This is a genomic window from Burkholderia sp. BCC0097 (genome assembly GCF_902832985.1).
In the GTDB taxonomy this organism is placed as follows: Bacteria; Pseudomonadota; Gammaproteobacteria; order Burkholderiales; family Burkholderiaceae; genus Burkholderia; species Burkholderia orbicola.
In genome coordinates, this window is the sequence record NZ_CADFDM010000009.1 from 255,274 (window position 1) to 275,437 (window position 20,164).

The 20,164-nt window shown below is 68.2% G+C and carries 19 protein-coding genes; 14 read left to right on the forward strand and 5 right to left on the reverse strand.

The features are described from left to right. Nucleotides 1-8 precede the first annotated feature (8 nt). A complete protein-coding gene (locus HWX07_RS28740; protein ID WP_124698612.1) occupies nucleotides 9-248 on the forward strand; it encodes a UDP-glucose 4-epimerase in 240 nt (79 codons plus the stop codon). 153 nt (nucleotides 249-401) lie between these two features. After that, a complete protein-coding gene (locus tag HWX07_RS28745) occupies nucleotides 402-752 on the forward strand; it encodes a metal ABC transporter ATPase (protein ID WP_175878589.1) in 351 nt (116 codons plus the stop codon). 34 nt (nucleotides 753-786) lie between these two features. Here the strand turns inward: HWX07_RS28745 and HWX07_RS28750 are convergent, their stop codons facing one another. From HWX07_RS28750 to lhpI, 3 genes are all read right to left on the reverse strand, one after another. After that, on the reverse strand, nucleotides 787-1,566 hold the full coding sequence (locus HWX07_RS28750) for a helix-turn-helix domain-containing protein (protein ID WP_175878590.1): 780 nt from the start codon (nucleotides 1,564-1,566) through the stop codon (nucleotides 787-789). Nucleotides 1,567-1,582: 16 nt separating this feature from the next. After that, nucleotides 1,583-1,993 carry a response regulator transcription factor gene (locus HWX07_RS28755; RefSeq protein WP_175878591.1) on the reverse strand — a complete coding sequence of 137 codons (411 nt, stop codon included), beginning with the start codon at nucleotides 1,991-1,993 and terminating at the stop codon, nucleotides 1,583-1,585. A gap of 171 nt (nucleotides 1,994-2,164) precedes the next feature. After that, entirely contained in the window at nucleotides 2,165-3,100 is a 936-nt protein-coding gene (lhpI, locus tag HWX07_RS28760) for a bifunctional Delta(1)-pyrroline-2-carboxylate/Delta(1)-piperideine-2-carboxylate reductase (RefSeq protein ID WP_175878592.1), read from the reverse strand. 264 nt (nucleotides 3,101-3,364) lie between these two features. Between lhpI and HWX07_RS28765 the strand changes: the two genes are divergently transcribed. From HWX07_RS28765 to HWX07_RS28795, 7 genes are all read left to right on the forward strand, one after another. Further along, on the forward strand, nucleotides 3,365-4,102 hold the full coding sequence (locus HWX07_RS28765; RefSeq protein WP_012340060.1) for a GntR family transcriptional regulator: 738 nt from the start codon (nucleotides 3,365-3,367) through the stop codon (nucleotides 4,100-4,102). A 125-nt stretch (nucleotides 4,103-4,227) separates the two neighbouring features. Beyond that, nucleotides 4,228-5,349 (forward strand): branched-chain amino acid ABC transporter substrate-binding protein, encoded by a 1,122-nt coding sequence (locus tag HWX07_RS28770; protein WP_012340059.1) that lies wholly within the window; start codon nucleotides 4,228-4,230, stop codon nucleotides 5,347-5,349. 68 nt (nucleotides 5,350-5,417) lie between these two features. Beyond that, the gene (gene lhpH, locus HWX07_RS28775; RefSeq protein ID WP_175878593.1) at nucleotides 5,418-6,425 is read left to right on the forward strand and encodes a trans-3-hydroxy-L-proline dehydratase; all 1,008 of its coding nucleotides are present in this window, start codon (nucleotides 5,418-5,420) and stop codon (nucleotides 6,423-6,425) included. Between the two features lie 185 nt (nucleotides 6,426-6,610). Beyond that, nucleotides 6,611-9,187: a transglycosylase domain-containing protein gene (locus tag HWX07_RS28780; protein ID WP_175878594.1), complete on the forward strand. Its 2,577-nt coding sequence runs from the start codon at nucleotides 6,611-6,613 to the stop codon at nucleotides 9,185-9,187. A gap of 79 nt (nucleotides 9,188-9,266) precedes the next feature. After that, a complete protein-coding gene (locus HWX07_RS28785; RefSeq protein WP_175878595.1) occupies nucleotides 9,267-10,145 on the forward strand; it encodes a PilZ domain-containing protein in 879 nt (292 codons plus the stop codon). 223 nt (nucleotides 10,146-10,368) lie between these two features. Next, a complete protein-coding gene (locus tag HWX07_RS28790; protein ID WP_012340055.1) occupies nucleotides 10,369-10,698 on the forward strand; it encodes a DUF4148 domain-containing protein in 330 nt (109 codons plus the stop codon). Between the two features lie 359 nt (nucleotides 10,699-11,057). After that, a complete protein-coding gene (locus HWX07_RS28795) occupies nucleotides 11,058-11,462 on the forward strand; it encodes a lysozyme inhibitor LprI family protein (protein WP_012340054.1) in 405 nt (134 codons plus the stop codon). Nucleotides 11,463-11,530: 68 nt separating this feature from the next. Here HWX07_RS28795 and HWX07_RS28800 read toward each other — a convergent pair whose 3' ends face one another. Then, entirely contained in the window at nucleotides 11,531-12,178 is a 648-nt protein-coding gene (locus HWX07_RS28800) for a response regulator transcription factor (protein WP_006479054.1), read from the reverse strand. Further along, entirely contained in the window at nucleotides 12,175-14,277 is a 2,103-nt protein-coding gene (locus HWX07_RS28805) for a PAS domain S-box protein (protein WP_175878596.1), read from the reverse strand. The genes HWX07_RS28800 and HWX07_RS28805 overlap by 4 nt, the downstream gene beginning before the upstream one ends. Before the next feature lie 319 nt (nucleotides 14,278-14,596). Here HWX07_RS28805 and HWX07_RS28810 point away from each other — a divergent pair, with 319 nt between their 5' ends. The 5 genes from HWX07_RS28810 (at nucleotide 14,597) to HWX07_RS28830 (ending at nucleotide 20,070) form a co-directional block, all read left to right on the forward strand. Further along, nucleotides 14,597-15,067 (forward strand): universal stress protein, encoded by a 471-nt coding sequence (locus tag HWX07_RS28810; RefSeq protein WP_012340052.1) that lies wholly within the window; start codon nucleotides 14,597-14,599, stop codon nucleotides 15,065-15,067. A 306-nt stretch (nucleotides 15,068-15,373) separates the two neighbouring features. Next, the gene (locus HWX07_RS28815; protein WP_012340051.1) at nucleotides 15,374-15,880 is read left to right on the forward strand and encodes a cupin domain-containing protein; all 507 of its coding nucleotides are present in this window, start codon (nucleotides 15,374-15,376) and stop codon (nucleotides 15,878-15,880) included. A gap of 185 nt (nucleotides 15,881-16,065) precedes the next feature. After that, complete coding sequence (locus HWX07_RS28820; RefSeq protein ID WP_012340050.1) at nucleotides 16,066-17,091, forward strand: DedA family protein/thiosulfate sulfurtransferase GlpE; 1,026 nt, start codon at nucleotides 16,066-16,068, stop codon at nucleotides 17,089-17,091. A gap of 443 nt (nucleotides 17,092-17,534) precedes the next feature. Next, complete coding sequence (locus HWX07_RS28825) at nucleotides 17,535-18,917, forward strand: amino acid permease (RefSeq protein ID WP_011547725.1); 1,383 nt, start codon at nucleotides 17,535-17,537, stop codon at nucleotides 18,915-18,917. Nucleotides 18,918-19,134: 217 nt separating this feature from the next. Then, nucleotides 19,135-20,070, forward strand: coding sequence for a universal stress protein (locus tag HWX07_RS28830; RefSeq protein WP_175878597.1), 936 nt, complete (start codon nucleotides 19,135-19,137; stop codon nucleotides 20,068-20,070). Nucleotides 20,071-20,164 lie beyond the last annotated feature (94 nt).

A 20,164-nucleotide genomic window follows, 5' to 3' on the forward strand; every position in this document is an offset into this window, starting at 1 on the left:
GAGGGCGCATGACACTGCAGGGCAACATTCACGAACGCGACTGGTCGGTCGAAGTGGAGACGCGCCCGTGCGAATCGGGCGAGTTCCGCTGCCGCGTGTCGGTCGAGCACGGCGCCGGCCCCGCGCGGTTTCATCATACGTTCGAGCACAGCCACGCGTATCCGACGGAGCGCGAGGCAATGATCGAAGGGCTGCGGGCCGGCATGACGTGGATCGAGATGAAGGCGTCGCAAACCTTCAACGTATGAATGGTCCCGCGCCAGCCGGGCGCGGGCAGACTATCGGCCGGCAGCGATCGGGCAAGGCGCGCCGCGCCGCGGAAAACACGTGCCGCTTCACCATGAAGCGGCCGGCACAGGCAAGGTGGTCGACGAGCGGGCGGCCCCGTCAGGAGACACGACATGGGCGTGGGCATGCAGATCGCCTGCCTCGGATTCACGGGTTCGGCCGCGGTCGAGGCCGAAGCCGGCGCGCAACTGGTGCGGCTCGAACGGTTTCGCGCGTTGCTCGACGGCTGCCATCTCGCGATCGAAGCGCGCACGCTGGCCGATGGCGCGCGCCTCTACGACGTGCGGCTCGATCTGTCGATGCGCGACGCGGCGCCCAGATCGCTGCCGCCGTGCGTCGGCGCCGACGTGGACGATACGCTGCGCCGCGCGTTCGCGCAGGCCGAACAGGCGCTGCTCGCGTGGCAGTCGGGCACCGCAACGGTGGCGCTGCGCGACGCGGCGACCGGCGACGCGCTGCATTGATGCGGCGGCGGCCATCCGCCGCCGCGTACCGGATTCAGACCCGCGCGAGCGCTTGCGCGTCGATGATGCGCACGCGCTTGCCGCGCGTTTCGACGAGCGCGTCGCGATGGAACCGCGAGAACATCCGGCTGACGGTTTCGAGCTTCATCCCGAGATAGCAGCCGATTTCCTCGCGCGTCATCCTCAGGTTGAATTCGGTCGCCGAATAGCCGCGCGCCTCGAACCGCGACGACAGGTTCAGCAGAAAATGCGCGACGCGCTGCTCGGCCGACATCGTGCCGAGCAACAGCATCTGGCTCGATTCGCGGACGATCTCGCTGCTCAGCATCTGGTAGAGAAAGTGCTGCATCGGCTTTATCTCGCGGCACGCCGCTTCGAGCGCGCCGAACGGGATGATGCACACCACGCTGTCCTCCAGCGCGATCGCGTCGCAGCAGTGCTGGCCGCCGCCGATGCCGTCCATCCCGAGCGTTTCGCCGGCGATCTGGAAGCCCGTCACGTGCTCGCGGCCGTCGCGATGCATCATCACCGTCTTGAACGAACCCGCGCGCACCGCATAGATGCTCTGGAACGGATCGTCGGTGCGGAACAGCGCGTCGCCCTGGCGAACCTGCCGCGTCGTGCAGATGATCGCGTCGAGGCGGCCGTATTCGGCGGGGGTCAGGTGCGGCGGCAGGCACATCGAGCGCATCGCGCAGGCCGAACAGCGTGCGGCCGGATGCTTGGCGGCGTCGGCGCGCGCGACCGGGTGCAGGGCAATCGTTGGCCGGGGTACGACGGATGCGTCGGCGGCGAAGGCGGTGGCGGTGGACATGAGGCGCTCCGGCTCGTCAGGGGCGGTGGCGGTGCGCGCGAGCGTGCACCAGGGATTCGATGACACGGCATGCGGCGTCGAATTCGACGGTCTTGTCGAAGAAGTAGTTGGCTCCCGCCGTCGCGCATGCCTCTCTGAATGCCGGCGCCGAGTGATTCGTCAGCACGATCGTGACGATGCGCGGCGCGGCCTTCGACAGCATCCCGATCAGGTCGAGACCGCTGCCGTCCGCGAGCCGCACGTCGACGATCACCACGTCCGCGCGGCTGCTGCGGATATGCGCCCACGCGTCCTGGCCGTCTTCCGCTTCGCCCACCACGGCGACGCCGCGGATCGCGCCGACGAGCAGCGCGATCCGTTGGCGGACGGCAACCGCGTGATCGACGAGGAACACCCTGAGCGCGGCGGGTGACAGGCTGGCATTCATGCCGGCAGTATCGTGTTGCGCCGCCGAAATTGAAATCGGCCGAATTGGAAGTTCGTGTAGGCCGCTTCGACGCGGTGTAGGGCGTTTCCTACACCGCGTACGGGAAATCGCCGGGGGCGATCCCGACAACTCCGATGCCGCGGGGAGCGGCCGAACGGTGGCGCGTCCGGCTCAGCCGGCCTGGCGCGCGGCCAGCGCGTCGCGCGCGGTGCGGCATGCGGCCAGATCCCATGCTGCGCAGCCGACGCTCTTGAACAGCAGCGGGCCGCCGCGGGCGAAGGCGCCGTTCAGCACGTCGGCGAGCGACGCGACGTGCTGCCAGTCCACCTGAGCGACGATCAGGTCGCCGGCTTCGTGGCGCGCGCCGGCCGGATCGTCGACCACGAGCCGGCTGCCCCGCACCGTGCTCGCGTCGATCTCGGCGGCATCCGCGGTGAACGCGCCGACACCCACCACGAGCCGGCCTTCGCGCGCGGCTTCGCGGTAGACGGGCGTGCGGCTCGTCGTCAGCGTGACGACCACGTCGATCGCGTCGGGGATCGCGTCGCCGTCGAGCGGCGCGAGCCGCGGCGCATGCGCGCGGTGGGCGGCGCAGAAGGCGGCCGCGCCGTCCGCGGTCGTGCCGCGCACGTGAAGGCGCGCGTCCGGAAAGATCGCCGCGAGCGCTTCCGCGTGATTGGCCGTCTGCTTGCCGGTGCCGATCAGCAGGATGTCGCGCGGCGCGGCGCCATGCAGCGCCTGGATGCCGAGCGCGGTGATCGCCGCCGTGCGGCGGCCGGTGACGGTCGGGCCGTCGAGCGCGAAGCGCATTTCGCCAGTGGCGGCGTCGTACGCGGTGACCTGGCCGAGGATCGTCGGCAACCCGCGCGCGCCGTTGCCGGGGCACACGTTGACGAGTTTGTGGCTCGCCAGGTCGTGGGCGCTCGACGGCATCGACAGCATCACGCCGCCGCCTTGCAGCGGCACGACCAGGCGTTCGGGGCTGACGATGTCGCCTGCCGCATACTCGGCGACCGCTTGCCTGAGCGTGGCGAGCAGCGCCGGGTAGTCGAGCAGTGCGGCCGTGTCGGCCGCGTCGAAAACGGGAATCGGGGAAGAGGCGGTCATCGTGTACGTCGTGGGCGTCGGTGAGCGGGGCGACGGACGCATGCCGCGCCCGCCGCAGGTCTGCCGGATACCGTGACACCAGGCAGTCTGGATCGAATCTATACCACTTGCTGGCGCACCTGCAACCCAGAAAATAAAGCGCTTCGCGGATTTTGGTTCTAATATCTGGCCAGAAGGCTCGCCACCGCCGCGCTGCCCGCGCCGCTCCGGTATAGTGCGAACCCATTTCCCGATCCACGCCCGCGAACGGGCAGGAGCCATCCGATGATGTCCGCGCGTCCCGACACACTCGAAGGCGGTTTCAGGCCGCTGCAGATCTACGAGCAGGTAGCCGAAAAGATCCGCGACGAGATCCGCGCGGGGCGCTATGCGGCCGAGTCGCGGCTGCCGTCCGAGCGCGAACTCGCGGCGCTGTTCCAGGTCGGCCGGCCGGCCGTGCGCGAGGCGCTCGGCGCGCTGCAGAACGAAGGGCTCGTGTTCACGAAGCGCAATTCGGGCACCTACGTCGTCGCGGCCCCGCTCGAGGTGCTGGCGCAGCGCGGCGACGCGCACGCGGCGTTGGAGGCCGACTTCAGCCCGACGTCGACGCTCGACGTGCGGCTGATCCTGGAGCCCGCGATCGCGCGCCTCGCGGCCGCCCATGGCCGCGCCGACCCCGGCGCCGAACGCTATCTCGCGCAGATGGAAACCATCACCGACGTCGACGACCCGCACCAGCGCGCGCTGTGGAACGAGAGCGACCGGCTGTTCCACCGGCAGCTCGCGCTGATGACCGGCGATGCGTTGATCGTGAAGATCGCGGACGAAGTCGCGAAGACGATGGACCAGCCGTTGTGGAAGCGGCTGAAGGACGACGGCATCTACGACGCGGGCCGGATCAGGCTCTACGTGTCCGAGCACCGGCTGATCTACGAGGCGATCGTCTCCGGGGATGCCGATGCGGCTGCGTTCTATGTCGAACAGCACATCCGCCGCGTGCGGCGCGACATTGCGCCGAAGTGACACGCCTCGGACGCGATCATTCTGGTCTTTAATATGACCAAAATCTGATCATTATTTTGAAATTGCTTGCGATGTGACCACGCGTGTCCTACATTGGTTTCACACAAAACCAATCAGGAGACATCATGCGACACCTCGTGACCGCGCTCTCGGTGGCCGTTGCCGCCGGGGCGCTGACTTCCGCGCACGCGCAGGAAGTCGTGATGATCGGCCATTCGGCGCCGCTTACGGGCCCGCAGGCCGCCAACGGCAAGGACAACGAAAACGGCGCGCGGCTCGCGGTCGAGGAGCTCAACAAGGCCGGCGTGAAGGTCGGCGGGAAGACCGTCACCTTCAAACTGGTTTCCGAAGACGACCAGGCCGACCCGAAGGCCGGCGTGCAGGTCGCGCAGAACCTCGTCGACAAGGGCGTCGTTGCCGTGCTCGGGCCGTACAACTCGGGCGTCGCGATCCCCGCGTCGCGCGTGTATTCGACGGCCGGCGTGCCGATCCTGCCGGTCGCGTCGAACCCGGCGCTGACGAAGCAGGGCTTCAAGAACATCTTCCGGATCGGCGCGAGCGACGAGCAGCTCGGCGGCACGATGGCCACGTTCGCCGCGAAGACGTTGCATGCGAAAACCGCCGCCGTGATCGACGACCGCACCGCGTACGGGCAGGGTGTCGCCGAGCAGTTCATGAACGTCGCGAAGGCGAACGGGATCAAGATCGTCGATCAGGAATACACGAACTCGTCGGCCAGCGATTTCCTCGGCATTCTCACCAAGATCAAGGCCGCCAACCCCGACGTGATCTTCCTCGGCGGCTATGCGGCGCAGGGCGCGCCGATGGCCAAGCAGATGAAGCAGCGGGGCCTGCGCGCGAAGCTGCTCGGCGGCGACGGCATCTGCTCGGCCGACATGGGCAAGGTCGCGGGCGAGGCCGCGTCGATCGTCTACTGCGCGCAGGGCGGGGTCGCGCTCGAGAAGACGGCGGCCGGCCGCGAATTCCTGAAGAAGTACCACGACGCCTATCACACCGATACACAGGTCTACGGCGTCAACTACTACGACGGGATGAAGCTGCTCGCCGACGCGATGGTCAAGGCCGGCACGACCACCGACAAGGCGAAGCTGAGCGCGCAGCTCGCGAAGTCGAACTACGCGGGCGTCGCGGGCACCTATTCGTTCGACGCGAATGGCGACCTGAAAGGCGCGCCGACTACCGTCTACGTGATCCGCAACGGCCTGCCGGAGCCCTACGCGAAGTAATTGCCGCATCGCCTGTCAGCGGACGGCGGCCCGACCGCCGTCCTTCGTTTCAACGCACCCGATTCACCATGAAAATTTCCCGATCCCTGTCCACCGTCGAGGTGCACACCGGCGGCGAGGCGTTCCGCATCGTCACGAGCGGGCTGCCGCGCCTGCCCGGCGACACGATCGTCCAGCGCCGCGCGTGGCTCAAGGCGCACGCCGACGAGATCCGCCGCGCGCTGATGTTCGAACCGCGCGGCCACGCCGACATGTACGGCGGCTATCTGACCGAGCCGGTCTCGCCGAACGCCGATTTTGGCGTGATCTTCGTGCACAACGAAGGCTACAGCGACCATTGCGGACACGGCGTGATCGCGTTGTCGACCGCGGCCGTCGAACTCGGCTGGGTGCAGCGTACCGTGCCGGAGACGCGGGTCGGCATCGACGCGCCGTGCGGCTTCATCGAGGCGTTCGTCCAGTGGGACGGCGAGCACGCGGGGCCGGTGCGCTTCGTCAACGTGCCGTCGTTCATCTGGCGGCGCGACGTGTCGGTCGAGACGCCGTCGTTCGGCACCGTGACCGGCGACATCGCTTATGGCGGCGCGTTCTATTTCTATGTCGACGGCGCGCCGTTCGACCTGCCGGTGCGCGAATCCGCGGTCGAGAAGCTGATCCGCTTCGGCGCGGAAGTGAAGGCGGCCGCGAACGCGGCCTATCCGGTCGTGCATCCGGAGATCCCGGAAATCAACCATATCTACGGCACGATCATCGCGAACGCGCCGCGCCATGCGGGCTCGACGCAGGCGAACTGCTGCGTGTTCGCGGATCGCGAGGTCGACCGCTCGCCGACCGGTTCCGGCACCGGCGGGCGCGTCGCGCAGCTCTACCAGCGCGGGCTGCTCTCGGCCGGCGACACGCTCGTCAACGAATCGATCGTCGGCACGGTGTTCAAGGGGCGCGTGCTGCGCGAAACGACGGTCGGCGACTTTCCGGCCGTGATCCCGGAAGTCGAGGGCAGTGCGCATATCTGCGGGTTCGCGAACTGGATCGTCGACGAACGCGATCCGCTCACGTACGGATTTCTCGTGCGCTGAGCCGCGGCGCCGGTCGCCCCGCTGTCGCGTCCCCGTCGCGCGGCGTTCAGGTTGTCGTACCAGGTTTGGCGCGTCGTTCCGGTTGCCGGGCACGCGCCTTTTTTGCGTGAGCGCCGTCGCGACACCGCACCGCGCATGCCGGCGCAAGGCCGCGGCGGGCCGGCCGGCCGCGCGAGTTTGGTACGATGCAGCCTTTTCAGCCGAGCCCCACCCGCGTGAATCGCCGAAACGTGTCGTCAGTGCGTGCCTTGTGTGCCAGATGGGTCGCGCGCGCCCAATCCGCCGCGGCGGCCGCCGTCGCGCGGGCCAAGCCTCTCGCCGCCACCGCGTGGCACCATGTCCGCCACCCGACGCGCCGTGGCGTGCTGCTCACGGTCGCTGCCGTGCCGGCGCTGTTCGCGGTGTACGTGGTCGTGCTCATCCCGTTCACGCCGGGGATCGGCGACATCCGCAAGGCGCGCGTCGACCAGCCCGCGCAGGTGCTGTCGGCCGACGGCAAGCTGCTGGCCGAATTCAAGCCGTCGAACCGCGAATGGGTGCCGCTCAAGCAGATTTCGCCGCGCATGGTCGACGCGCTGATCGCCACCGAGGATCACCGCTTCTACGAACACCACGGCCTCGACTGGAAACGCACGGCGTCGGCCGCGCTGCATACGTTCTCGGGCAGCCGGCAGGGCGGCTCGACGATCACGCAGCAGCTCGCGCGCAACCTGTATCCGGACGAGATCGGCCGCGCGCCGACGCTCACGCGCAAGGTGAAGGAGGCGATCACCGCGCTGAAGATCGAGGCCGTCTACAGCAAGGACCAGATCCTCGAGACCTACCTGAACACGGTGCCGTTCCTGTACAACGCGTACGGCGTCGAGATGGCCGCGCGCACCTATTTCGACAAGTCGGCCGACGAACTCGACGTGCTCGACAGCGCGACGCTCGTCGGGATGCTGAAGGGCAACAGCTACTACAACCCGGTGCTGAACCCCGAGCGCGCGCTGCAGCGGCGCAACACGGTGCTCGGCCAGATGGTGAAGTACGGCAAGCTGTCGGCGGCGCAGTTCGCGCAGTTGCAGCGCCGGCCGCTGCGCATCGACTTCGAGCGTCAGAAGGAGCCGCCCGGGCCGGCGCCGCATTTCGCGCAGCAGTTGCGCAAATGGCTGATCGCGTGGGCCGACCGCAACGACTACAACATCTACTCGGACGGGCTGATCGTGCGCACGACGATCGACTCGCGGCTCCAGCAGATGGCGACGCAGGCGCTGACGCTGCAGGGCAATCAGTTGCAGGGCATCGCGAACAACGCGTGGAGCGGCCGCGACGGCTGCGGCACCGACAACGAGGTGTTCCGCACCTTCATGCGCGAATCGCCCGAGTACAAGGCCGCGCAGGACGCCGGCAAGGACGACGCGGCGGCGATGAAGATGCTCGCGGCCGACCGCGGCTTCCTGCGCGCGCTGTGCAAGGCGAAGACCGACGTGCAGGCCGGCTTCCTCGCGATCGACCCGCGTGACGGGCAGATCCGCGCGTGGGTCGGCAGCCGCGACTTCACCCGCGAGCCGTTCGACCACGTCGCGCAGGCGCGGCGCCAGCCGGGCTCGACGTTCAAGCCGTTCGTCTATGGCGCCGCGTTCGCGAGCGGGATGAAGCCGGAGGATACGTTCATCGACCAGCCGGTCGAGATCGCGCTGAAGGGCGGCGAGATCTGGCGGCCGAACGACGACGTGCCGCCGACCGGTAAGCCGATGACGCTGCGCGATGCCGTCGCGCTGTCGCGCAACCGGATCACCGCGCAGGTGATGGAGAAGGTCGGGCCCGGCGCCGTCGCGCGGCTGGCGCGCGACATGGGCGTGCGCGAAAGCCCGCTCGAACGCGTGCCGTCGCTCGCGCTCGGCACGAGCCCGGTCACGCTGAAGGAAATGGTCGCGTCGTACGCGACGATCGCGAACGGCGGCCTGTACGTCGAGCCGCAGATGGTGACGCGCATCGAGAACCGCCAGGGCGAGGTGCTCGCCGAATACGCACCGGCGCCGCCCGAGCGCGCGCTGGATGCCGAAACCGACAAGACGCTGCTCGACGTGATGCGAGACGTCGTGACGCGCGGCACGGGCGGCAGCATCCGCACGCGCTTCGGCATCCGCGGCGACGTGGCCGGCAAGACCGGCACGACGCAGGACAACGCGGACGGCTGGTTCATCCTGATGCAGCCGGGCCTTGTCGCCGGCGCGTGGGTCGGATTCGACGACGGCCGCGTGACGCTGCGCAGCGATTACTGGGGGCAGGGCGCGCACAGCGCGCTGCCGATCGTCGGCGATTTCTTCCAGCGCGCGCAACGCGCCCGGATCGTCGATACCAAGGCGAAATTCGATACCGAGCCGTCGCCGGGCTGGTTCGGATCGCTGCGCGAGCGCGTGACCGACCTGTTCGACACGTGGTTCCCGCCCGAGGCGAAGAAGGCGCCCGCGCCGGTCAGGACGCAGCGTATCGAGCGTCCGGCCGAGACCGACGAGGGCGCGGCGTCGGCTGCCTCGGCGCCGGATGCCGCTTCCGGCGGGATCGTCGAGGAATGGGTGCCGGCGTCCGAAGTGGCCGCATCGGCCGCGGCGCTGTCGTCGGGCGCGTCGCAGCCGCCGCAGTTTGCGCCGCCGCCGGCGGGTGCCAGTGCGACGAGCGCAAGCAGCGCCGGTATCGGCGTCGCGCCTTCGGCCGTGCCGGCGCCGCCGCCGGCGTCGGTACCGGCTACCCCTGACGCGACCGGCGCTTCGCAGTAACGAAGCCGTTCAGGTTCCGCGCGATGCTGCCGTAATCAAGTTGTCACGATAGCTCGCGCGGTCGCTCCGCGCTTCTCCGATGCGGCTTTCCACCGACTACGTCGCGCTCGCGCGCGACGATCTTTCTGCGGGCGTCCCGCTCGGCTTCGACCTCTACGACGCCGACGGCGCCGCGCTGCTGCCGACCGGCGCGACGCTGCGCGACGTGGCGCAGCACGCTTTCCTGTTCGACCATTTCCGCCCCGTACGCCGGCGCGAGGACGCCGATGCCGATGCGCGCGGGACCGCGACTGCGGCCGCGCCCGCCACGCGCATGGGCCTGTCGGCGGGCGCCGCGATCGGCATTCGCCGCCGGGTTGGCACGACGCGCGCGTTGCAACGGTGCCGGTTGATCGGCGTCGGCGCGTCCGGGGCGCTGTTCGTCGAGCCGCAGCCCGCTGCCGTGCTCGAGTTCGCACGCGGCGACGGCGTCGAAGCGGTGGCAATCGGCCGTGCCGCGGTGTCCCGTTTCGGCGCGACGGTCGAATCGGTGCAGGCGTCGGGCGCCGCGCCGTTCATGATCCTGTCGCCGCCCGGTTTCGTCGACCGGCTGCGCACGCGCGCCGAGCCGCGCGTGCCGGTGCGCATCGCGGCCTGCTGCAACGGCGGAGCACAGGGGGCCGAAGGCATCGGATTGGTGCACGACATCAGCCTGAGCGGGCTGTCGATCGCCGTCGACCGGCCGATCGCGGCAACCGGCGAGCCGTTGCGCGTGCTGCTACCTTACGAAACCGGCGGCCGCGTCGAGCAACTGGCGCTCGATGGCACCGTGCGGGCCGTGCATGCCGACCCGGCGGCCCGGGCGCTAACGCTGCATCATGCGGCGTTCGACGACATCGATGCCGACGACCTGATTCGCCTCAAGGCGTTGCTGTTCGACAGGCAGATGGCGTCGGCGGATACCGATCGCCTGCGCTGACGCGCGGCCGAGCGCGCCGGATATCGAATCGTGGCATTCGGCACATGCGCGGCGATAATCATCTGACGAATCGACTTATTCCCGTGAGATTGTACGGTTTCGGTCAACAGTGAATTTGCGATTTAAGTATTTACCCTGATGGCGGCGACTCCTAGACTTCTACTCATGCGCAACGACTTCGAGTCCGAAGCGCCTGACAAAACAATCCTGGAGGTAACGCATCATGAAATCGCTGATCAAGGCAGTTGCACTGGCCGCCCTGGTGGCCGCACCGGTCGTCTCGTTCGCCCAATCGAACCAGCAGCCGCTGACGCGCGCTCAAGTGCGCGCCGAACTGGTCCAGCTCGAAAAGGCCGGCTACAACCCGAATGACTGGATCAACTATCCGGAAAACATCCAGGCCGCCCAGGCCAAGATCGCCGCCGCGCAGAACACCGGCGCGCAAGCCGACGCAACCGGCTACGGTTCGAACCCGGTCGCGACGTCGCAATCGGGCCAGCGCGCGGTCGCGCCGGCCGTCAGCGACCGCTCGTCGGTGTACTTCGGCCACTGAGCCGGTCGTGGTTTCGCGGTCCTCGGGCCGCGGCTGCGCCCCATCGAGAAAGCCCGCACGCGTATCGTGCGGGCTTTTTTGCGTCTTCTTCATCGAGTCGCCCGACGCACGAATTTCGGCGGCCAAACCGGTGGCGGATATTCCGCGGCGCGCATGAGCGACACGCCCGATGCCGGTTGGCGCTGGTTCAACGACATCTTGCCATAAACGATCACACCCCTCGCAGCGCCGCACCCGCTGACAATCCGTCGCGCGTGCGCTAGCATCGCGGGCGATGCCGCCGCGGCAGCGCGGCCAATGCACACGGGGCGCAGCAGGGCTGCCGGGTTCCACACTTCAACGAACAACAAGGAGCATCCATGCGTTTCTTGACTGGTCTGCTGGGCTCGCTGGCGCTGGTGGCGAGCGTCGCCCATGCGCAGGCGAATTGTGCGGACGCGACGGATCAGGCGACGATGACGGCGTGTGCCGATCGCGCGTACAAGAAATCCGACGGAGAGCTGAACCGAACCTACCAGGCCGTCACGGCCCGCCTGCGCGGTGCGCCGCCGCTCGCCGACAAGCTCGTGAATGCGCAGCGCGCGTGGATCGCGTACCGCGATGCCGAATGTCATTTCTCGAGTGCGAATGCCGAGGGCGGCAGTGCGTACCCGATGGTCGTATCGACCTGTCTCGACGATCTGACGAAAGCGCGCACGGAAACGCTGAAGGGCTATCTGTCCTGCGAGGAAGGCGACCTCGCGTGCCCGGTGCCCGGGAAGTAACCATTCGTACGCGGGCCCGGTGAGCGAGGCCCGCACTGCGCCGGCGGGACGTCGTCCTACACGTCGTCCTACACGTCGTCCGTTTCGTCGAGCAGCTTGTGCCGCATCGCGTAACGCACGAGCGCCGCCTCGTGCGGCATCTGCATCTTTTCCAGAATCCGGGTCTTGTAGGTGCTGACCGTCTTCGCGCTCACGCACAGCGCATTCGCGATCTCGGTCAGCGTCTGGCCGGCGGCGATCCGCCGGAACACATCGAATTCGCGATCGGACAGCCGCTGGTGCGGCAGCGTTTCAGCCGGCTCGTTCAGGCTCTGCGCGAACTGCTCGGCCATCGCGAGGCTCACGTAGACGCCGCCCGACGCCACCTTCGTGACCGCGCCGACCAGCTCCGCGCTCGCGCTTTCCTTCGTCAGATAGCCCGACGCACCCGCGCGGAACGCCCGCACCGCGTATTGCTGCTCCGCGTGCATCGTCAGCACGAGCACGCGCAGCGCGGGCTTCTCGTCCTTGATCTGCTTGATCAGCTCGACGCCGTTGCGGCCCGGCATCGACAGGTCGAGCACGAGCACCTGCGCGGGCGTCGCCCGCACCAGCGCGATCGTCGACGGGCCGTCGAAGGCTTCGCCGGCCACCTCGAATCCGGTGGCGTTCTGGAGGATGTGCCGCAGACCGTCGCGTACGAGCGTATGGTCGTCGGCGATGAGCACCTTGATCATGTGATGAGCGTGTCCTGTTGAACGGTGGCGAGCGGAAACGCGACGGTGATCGAGAAGCCGCGCGCGAGCCCGGTGTCGATCGTCACGGTGCCGCCCAGCATGTGCGCGCGTTCGCGAATGCCGATCAGGCCGAATGATTTGTCCTCGTGGGCCGGACCGCCGGGCGCCGCGCCGCGGCCATTGTCCGCGACGCGCAGCACGCAATGGCCTTCCTCGACGTCGAGCCGCAACGCCACGCGCGTCGCATCCGCATGGCGCGCGACGTTCGTCAGCGCTTCCTGGACGATGCGAAACAGCGTGGTCGCGCCCGCGCTCGTGAACGTGAGGCCGCCTGTCTCGATGTGGCGCTCGACATCGATCCCGTAGCGGTTCGTGAAATCGTTCGCGAGCCATTCGATCGCGGGGACGAGGCCGAGATCGTCGAGCATCACCGGCCGCAGGTCGGCCGCAATGCGCCGCACCGACGCGACCGTCGCGTCGATCAGCCGCCGCATGCCTTGCAGATGCGTCTGCACGCCTTCGTCGGGTTGCGCGCGGCCGGGCATGCGCAGTTGCTGCTCGACGACCGACAGGTCCATCTTCAACGCGGTGAGCTGCTGCCCGAGGTCGTCGTGCAGCTCGCGGGCGATGCGGGTTTTTTCCTCCTCGCGCACGTTCTGCAGGTTCGCGGACAGTTCACGCAATTCCTCGCGCGATTGCTTCAGCGCATTCTCGGCCCGCTGCCGCTCGGTGATGTCGCGCAGCATCACCGTATAAAGCTTGCCTGACGCGTCGCGGATCTGCGAAATCGACGCTTCGATCGGGAATTCCTCGCCGTTGGCCCGCAGCCCGAACAGCACGCGCTGGTGGCCCATCTGCCGCTCGGACACACCCGTCACGCCGAACTGGTCGACGTGCTTCGCATGTGCGGCGCGGAACCGCTCCGGAATGAAGCGCGACAGCGGCGCGCCAATCGCCTCCATGGCGGACACGCCGAACACCTGCTCGGCCATCGGATTGAAGATCACGACGGTTTGCTTCTCGTCGATCGTGATGATCGCTTCCATCGACGAACGGATGATGCCCATCATCCGTGCCTCGTTGAGTATGCCGCGGCTGCTCGCGCCGGCATCGGCGCGGCTGCGCAGCAGCGCATGGACGAGCGCCGCGAACCCGAACGACGCGATCAGCCCGGCGGCGAGCACGGTGCCGGCCGCACGCTGCGCGCCGGTCGCGCTCGGCCGGCCGTCCGCGGAATAGGCGAGCGTCAGCGCGGTGCCGCCGAAATTCAGCACATCGGTACGCCGCATCAGGTCGGGCGACGCCGACGCTTCGTCGGTCGTCGTCTCGACGCTGGCGATCGCGCGCGAATCGCCGCCGGCGGTCATCCACAGGTCGATTCCGCGTTCCGCATCGAGCGCGCGCTCGATCAGGCGCCGCGGGCTCAGTGCCGCGAACAGCACCCCGTCGGCGCCGGCTTCGCGCGCGCCGGAGGGCTTGGCGGCGGCCAGCGGCGAGGTGGCCACGGGCAGGAACAGCGTCAGGGTACGGGCGTCGCGGGAGGCGTCGTCGTCGGCGGGATGGACGCCGAGCGCGATGTCACCGGTCTGCAGCGCGCGCATGAGCGGCGCCGCGTCGGACGCGCCGAAACGCACGACCGGCGAGCTCGAGATGGGGGCGCTGAGCGTCGCTGCCGCGAGCGGATCGGCCGGCAGCGGCTTTGCGCCGGCCAGCGCGCCGCGCGCCGCGGGCGTGAGCGGCGCATAGCCGATCTGCCGGACCGGCGAGCGGCCGCTGTCGAGATCGAGCGTCTCCGCATATCGGCGCCATTGGCCGGGCGTCATGTCCGGGACGAGCCCGAACGTGCCGCGCGCGCCTTCGAGCACGGCGACGCCGGCCTGCAACTCGTGGCGCAGCATCGCCGTCACGTGCGTCGTGCGGCGTTCGAAACGCGTATGAACGGCGCCTTGCCACTGCTCGCGCACCAGCAGCGCGACGCCGAGCGACAGCAGCGCGCCCGCGCACAGTGCAGCGACGCCGGCCGCGAGCGGCTGGCGTAGCATGGTCTGGAGGCGCGTGGGCCCTCGGGCGTCTCGCGTCGGGGTTCCACTGGGGGTCATTCGATGGCCATTCTGTTGTTCGGGCTACCCGGGGCACTCGGACAGCGCGGCAAAACCGGGAAAACTCGCACCGGCTGCGTGCAACGACTATTTTGAAGATTAAATTGTGCGCGCTTTACACATTTTTTGTAATGGGGTCGGTTGAAATAGCGGCAAACGACATGAAGCTGCGGGCGCGCCGGCCGCGCTTGATGCGCGTCAACGCACACGTCGGCACGTGGGGCAGACTGTTCGGCAGGCAAGCCGGCACCGGGCCGGCTTGCGGTAACGGATCGTGATTGCGCAGGGCGCGACGCGCGCCCGGGCGGAGGGACGGACCATGTACAAGCGGATTTTCGTCGGGCTCGACGGCAGCCCGAGCGCGCGTCTCGCGCTGAACGAGGCGATCCGGATCGCGACGGCTTCCGGCGGCGAAGTGACCTGTGCGTATGTCGTCGAACATCGGCCGCAGCTCGTCGACGTCGACGCCGGCTTCGCCGCCGAGCGCGATGGCGATGTCGCCGCGACCGATGCCGCGACGCCGGTGCTCGACCACGCGAAAGCGGTGCTCGCGCAGCAGCATGTGCGGGGCACGGTGCGTGCGCTCGACGCGTACGGCGAGGACATCGCGACGGTACTGATGCGCACGGCGGCCGAAGCCGACGCCGACCTGATCGTGATGGGTACGAGCGGGCGGCACGGCCTGCGCAGACTGTTGCTCGGCAGCGTGGCGGAATCGCTGCTGCGTGCGGCCGATCGGCCGGTGCTGCTGGTGCGGCACGGCGAGCCGGGCGCGCCGGCGACCGCTTGATCCCGGCGGGACGATTGCCGACGCTGCGCGCGGATCGGGGGGGCGACCGGCTGCCGGGCGCCTGGTCGGCTGTCGGCTTGGTCGGGCGCGTTGCATCTTGCGACCAGTACGCTCGCCGGTGCGCGACCGCGCGTCGACGGTTGCATCCGGGCACGCAGTTCTGGCAGCATCGGCCGGTGTCCGCTTGTTCGCCGCGCGCATGGCCGCGGCGATCGACGCAGGGACATCCGGCGGCACCCGGTCGCCTGAATCGAGATCGGACGGCCCGCCGGATGCCGGTTTCCTACCTTACCGACGTCATTTGCCATGCCGATTTCCGCGACCGACCTGATTCGCCAGTTCGACCTGCAGCCGCATCCCGAAGGCGGCTATTTCCGTGAAACCTACCGCGCGACCGATCCGGTCGTGCGTCCGGCCGACGGTGCGTCCCGTGCCGCGTCGACCGCGATCTATTACCTGCTGTGCGACGGCGCGTATTCGTCATGGCACCGCATCCGCTCCGACGAGGTCTGGCATTTCTATGCGGGCGATCCGATCGAAGTGTGGGTGCTCGACGGGCGCGACGGGCTGACGATCCACCAGCTCGGCAACCCGCTCACGCATCCCGGCACCGTGTTCCAGGCGGTCGTGCCGGCCGGAAGCTGGTTCGGTGCGCGCTGCGCGTCGCCGGCGCACGTCGCGCTCGTCGGCTGCACGGTTGCGCCGGGGTTCGAGTTCGCGGAATTCGAGCTGGCCGATGCAGCCGCGCTGGCGGCCGAGTTTCCCGATTATGCGGAACATGTCGCGCAGCTCGCGCAGCGCTCCGACGTGTGACCGTCACGGTCGCGTCACGCGGCGCGCAAAGCCCGTGCCGACGGCTCGTGTTCCGCGCGGTCGAGGTCAAACCCGTTTAGAATGCCCCTGATGCACCGGTCGGTCGCGAACATGTCGCGGCGGCCGTTGCGCCGCCGTACCGACGGCCCTGTCGCGCGGCCCGCATGTCTTCCAGGAGCGCCGCCGTGTGGCACTTTCCCATCGCTATTCCATCGTCGCTCGGCCCGTGGGCCGTGTTCGCGAGCGTGTTGATCACGCAGCTCGGTGTGCCGGTGCCGGCCGTGCCGATGCTGATTCTCGGCGGCACGATGGCGGCGATGGGGCAGGCGTCCTGGGTCAGCATGTTCGCGGCGGCGATCGGTGCGACGATGCTGGCCGATTCGCTGTGGTTCTTCATGGGCCGCACGCGCGGCCGGCGCCTGCTGAACGGCCTCGTGCGCTTCTCGCTGTCGCTCGACACGACGCTGCGCTTCGCGCGTAACGTATTCGAAAGGTACGGCGCGCCGCTGCTCGTGCTGTCGAAATTCCTGCCGGGCCTCGGCCTCGTGTCGGCGCCGCTGCTCGGCACGACCGCGATCGGCATCGGCGTGTTCCTGTTCTGGGATCTGGCCGGCGCGTCGCTGTGGGCGGCGTTCTGGCTGATCGGCGGTGCGGCCATTCACGACCAGATCGTCCAGTTCGTGCTGTGGGTGCGCGCGAGCGGCGGCACGATCCTCGACGCGTTCCTCGCGATCTTCATCACGTTCCTGCTGTACCGCTGGGTGCGCCGCGTACAGTTCCGCCGCTATCTCGCGCAGGTGCGTATCTCGCCGCCGCAGCTCGTCGAGATGATGACGTCCGACGAACCGCCGCTGATCTTCGATGCGCGGCCGAAGGCGATCCGCGACCGCGAGCCGTACCGGATTGCGGGCGCGGTGCCGGTCGATCTCGATTCGCCGGACCTGCTCGACCCGGAAGTGCTGAAACGGCCGATCGTCGTCTATTGCGTGTGCCCGAACGAGGCGACCGCGAAGCGGCTGATCGCGAAGATGCAGCGCAAGAAGATGATCCACAACATCCGCGCGCTGAAGGGCGGCCTCGATGCGTGGGAAAAGCACGGTTATCCGGTCGAGCCGCTGCCGGCCGATCTGGATTCGTCGCGGTATTTCGTGCGGCCTGATCATGGTGGTCTGGAAGGCGAATATACGGTGCGGGCGACGTTGTCGAAATAAATACGCCCACCGCTTTACGCGCATTCGAATTCCCCACCACTTTCACCCGCCGCGATTTCCCCCAAAATCGCCTGGCACGAAACCGCCGATCCTCCCTATAATCCCGCCTGCATATTGCGTGCGCGAAATTGCGCACATTCGACGCGCGTTCGTTCGCGCCGAAAGCGATGAATCCCGTTGTCGCTCGTCACGCGCACAGCCGCGTCGCGCGGGCCGCTCGGGGGTATTCAGTGAAAGGCTCGATCCGTTTTTCCGGATTGTTCCGGAAAGGTCGGATAATCCGCAGCAATTCCAACCGGATTGACGCGGTATCCGTGTCGTTTCTTATTCGGAAATCGACAGCGGCGATTATTTCGTTTTCGGCTGCCACAATCGGCATGAACGGGCGCGCATGGTCATCGACACAATGACGGCGGCCCGCTCGCGGCTGCCAGGAGACGGATTTGAAACAACCAGAAGACCAGTTGCACCGCGGGCTGGAAGAGCGGCACATCAACCTGATGGCGCTCGGCGCGACGATCGGCGTCGGCCTGTTCCTCGGCTCCGCCACCGCGATCCGCACGGCCGGCCCGGCCATCCTGCTGACCTACCTGCTGGGTGGCCTCGCTATCTTCCTGATCATGCGTGCGCTCGGCGAGATGGCGATCACCAACCCGGTCGCCGGCGCCTTCAGCCGCTATGCGCGCGACTACCTTGGCCCGCTCGCCGGTTACCTGACCGGCTGGACCTACTGGTTCGTGTGGATCGTCACCTGCATGGCGGAAATCACCGCGGTCGGCGTCTACATGCACATGTGGTTCCCGGGCGTGCCGAACTGGATCTGGGCGCTCGCGGCGCTGCTGGCGATGGGCTCGGTGAACTTCATCGCGGTCAAACTGTATGGCGAATTCGAATTCTGGTTCGCGCTGATCAAGATCGTCACGATCGTGCTGATGATTATCGGCGGCGGGCTGATGATCGCGTTCGGCATCGGCAACGGCGGTGTCGCGACCGGCATCTCGAACCTCTGGTCGCACGGCGGCTTCATGCCGAACGGGATCAACGGCGTGATCGCCGCGCTTCCGATCGTGATGTTCGCGTATCTCGGCGTCGAGATGCTCGGCCTCACGGCCGGCGAGGCGCGCAACCCGGAGAAGTCGCTGACGAAGGCCGTGAATTCGGTGTTCTGGCGCGTGCTGATTTTCTACATCGGCGCGCTGTTCGTGATCATGTCGCTCTATCCGTGGGACCAGATCGGCACGCAAGGCAGCCCGTTCGTGATGACGTTCTCGCGGCTCGGCATTCCTGCCGCCGCCGGCATCATCAACTTCGTCGTGCTGACCGCGGCGCTGTCGTCGTGCAACAGCGGCCTGTTCAGCACCGCGCGGATGCTCTACAACCTCGCGCAGCAAGGCCAGGCGCCGGCCGCGCTCGGTCGCGTGAACCGCAGCGGCGTGCCCGTGTACGGCGTGGCCGTGTCGGTCGCGCTGCTGCTGATCGGCGTGTTGCTCAACTATCTCGCGCCGCAGCACGTGTTCACGTGGCTCACGTCGGTGTCGACGTTCGGCGCGATCTGGACGTGGTGCGTGATCCTGATCGCGCAGATGCGGTTTCGTCGCACGCTATCGGCCGACAAGGTCGCGCGCCTGCCGATTCGCGTGCCGTTCTATCCGCTCGGTTCGTTCGTCGCGCTCGGCTTTCTCGTGCTGGTCGTCGTGTTGATGGCGTTCACGCCCGATACGCGCGTCGCGCTCGTGATCGGGCCGGTGTGGATCGTGCTGCTCGGCATCGCGTACGCGCTGTTCTACGCGAACCGTCCGGCCGCGTCGATGCCGACGAAGTCGTAAACGGAGGGAGCGGGCGGGGTGCCGCACGATCGTTGATCGCGATCATGCACGCGCGGGCCGGACGGCCTATGCTGAACGAACGCATTGCTTGCCCGCGCTTCGCGTGGCATCCCCCGATCCCCCGCGACCGCGGCGGCTATCCGGCCGCCGCGCGCCGCTGCCGCGCGAAGCTCCCGTCGTCGTTCAGCGACGACGCGCACGCACGGAGATCGTCGCCATGCAGCCTGCCCAATCCATTCCGACGCTCGCGCGGATCGCGCTGGCCGTCGACCCGACGCCCGAATCGCTGACCGCCGCGCGCTATGTGCGCACGCTGCTGCGCCCCGGCATGCGATTGCGCATCATTTGCGCGATCGACAATCCGCGCCTCGTGTTGCCGGACATTCCACGCATCGACGCGCTGCTGACATCCGCGCGCGAGGACATGATGCGCGAAGCGCAAGCCACCTGCGAGCGGATCGCTGCGCTGTTCGCCGACGTCGGCATCGACGTCGAACAGGCGGTCGTCGATACGTCGGTCACGGGCGGCTCGGTCGCCGACGCACTGGTGAACGATACGTCGACGTGGCACGCGGACGTACTCGTGATCGGCGCGAATCCGCATCACGGGCTGTTGCGGCTCGTCGAAGGCGCGATGTCGGACACGCTGACGAAACGCGCGCGCTGCGCGCTGCTGATCGTGCCCGGCACCTATGCACGGCCGACGGACGGCGCGCTGCAGCGGCTGATGTTCGCGGTCGACGGCAGCGAGCCGTCGCTGCATGCGGTGCGCGTCGGGCTCGGCTTCGCGGCGCCGGGGACGTTGCTGTATGCGGCGTACGTGATCGACCGCGCGGTTCGTCTGACCGATGTCGTGCCGGTGCGCGCGCTCGAGGATGCGTATCGCGCGGAGGGCGAGGACGCGCTCGCGAAGATCGGCCCGTTGTTTCATGCGACGGGCAATCCGACCAAGCGCGGCATCGTCGAAACGCATCCGACCAGCGACGACGTGGCCCATGCGCTGATGCGCGATGCCGTGCACTGGCGGGCAGAGCTGCTGGTGGTCGGCACGCATGGCCGTCGCGGCATTGCCGCCTGGCTGATCGGCAGCGTCGCACGGCGCGTGGCACACCTCGCGCAGGTGCCCGTGCTGCTGGTGCGTGGTGCGGAGTGAATCGCGCGTCGTTGCGATCGATGCGGCTCAGGATTGACCTGCATCAGAAACGCAACGCGCATCGCGTGAGACAGTGATGGAACGTCCGGTGACG

Excerpts from the sequence above, each read along its gene's own strand:
- HWX07_RS28750 (WP_175878590.1), bottom strand. The coding sequence starts at position 1,566 with ATGTCCACCGCCACCGCCTTCGCCGCCGACGCATCCGTCGTACCCCGG.
- HWX07_RS28815 (WP_012340051.1), top strand. The coding sequence starts at position 15,374 with ATGCCGATTTCCGCGACCGACCTGATTCGCCAGTTCGACCTGCAGCCG.
- HWX07_RS28790 (WP_012340055.1), top strand. The coding sequence starts at position 10,369 with ATGAAATCGCTGATCAAGGCAGTTGCACTGGCCGCCCTGGTGGCCGCA.
- HWX07_RS28740 (WP_124698612.1), top strand. The coding sequence starts at position 9 with ATGACACTGCAGGGCAACATTCACGAACGCGACTGGTCGGTCGAAGTG.
- HWX07_RS28765 (WP_012340060.1), top strand. The coding sequence starts at position 3,365 with ATGATGTCCGCGCGTCCCGACACACTCGAAGGCGGTTTCAGGCCGCTG.
- HWX07_RS28745 (WP_175878589.1), top strand. The coding sequence starts at position 402 with ATGGGCGTGGGCATGCAGATCGCCTGCCTCGGATTCACGGGTTCGGCC.
- HWX07_RS28805 (WP_175878596.1), bottom strand. The coding sequence starts at position 14,277 with ATGACCCCCAGTGGAACCCCGACGCGAGACGCCCGAGGGCCCACGCGC.
- HWX07_RS28810 (WP_012340052.1), top strand. The coding sequence starts at position 14,597 with ATGTACAAGCGGATTTTCGTCGGGCTCGACGGCAGCCCGAGCGCGCGT.
- HWX07_RS28800 (WP_006479054.1), bottom strand. The coding sequence starts at position 12,178 with ATGATCAAGGTGCTCATCGCCGACGACCATACGCTCGTACGCGACGGT.
- HWX07_RS28770 (WP_012340059.1), top strand. The coding sequence starts at position 4,228 with ATGCGACACCTCGTGACCGCGCTCTCGGTGGCCGTTGCCGCCGGGGCG.
- lhpH (WP_175878593.1), top strand. The coding sequence starts at position 5,418 with ATGAAAATTTCCCGATCCCTGTCCACCGTCGAGGTGCACACCGGCGGC.
- HWX07_RS28785 (WP_175878595.1), top strand. The coding sequence starts at position 9,267 with ATGCGGCTTTCCACCGACTACGTCGCGCTCGCGCGCGACGATCTTTCT.
- HWX07_RS28755 (WP_175878591.1), bottom strand. The coding sequence starts at position 1,993 with ATGAATGCCAGCCTGTCACCCGCCGCGCTCAGGGTGTTCCTCGTCGAT.
- HWX07_RS28830 (WP_175878597.1), top strand. The coding sequence starts at position 19,135 with ATGCAGCCTGCCCAATCCATTCCGACGCTCGCGCGGATCGCGCTGGCC.
- HWX07_RS28780 (WP_175878594.1), top strand. The coding sequence starts at position 6,611 with ATGCAGCCTTTTCAGCCGAGCCCCACCCGCGTGAATCGCCGAAACGTG.
- HWX07_RS28795 (WP_012340054.1), top strand. The coding sequence starts at position 11,058 with ATGCGTTTCTTGACTGGTCTGCTGGGCTCGCTGGCGCTGGTGGCGAGC.
- lhpI (WP_175878592.1), bottom strand. The coding sequence starts at position 3,100 with ATGACCGCCTCTTCCCCGATTCCCGTTTTCGACGCGGCCGACACGGCC.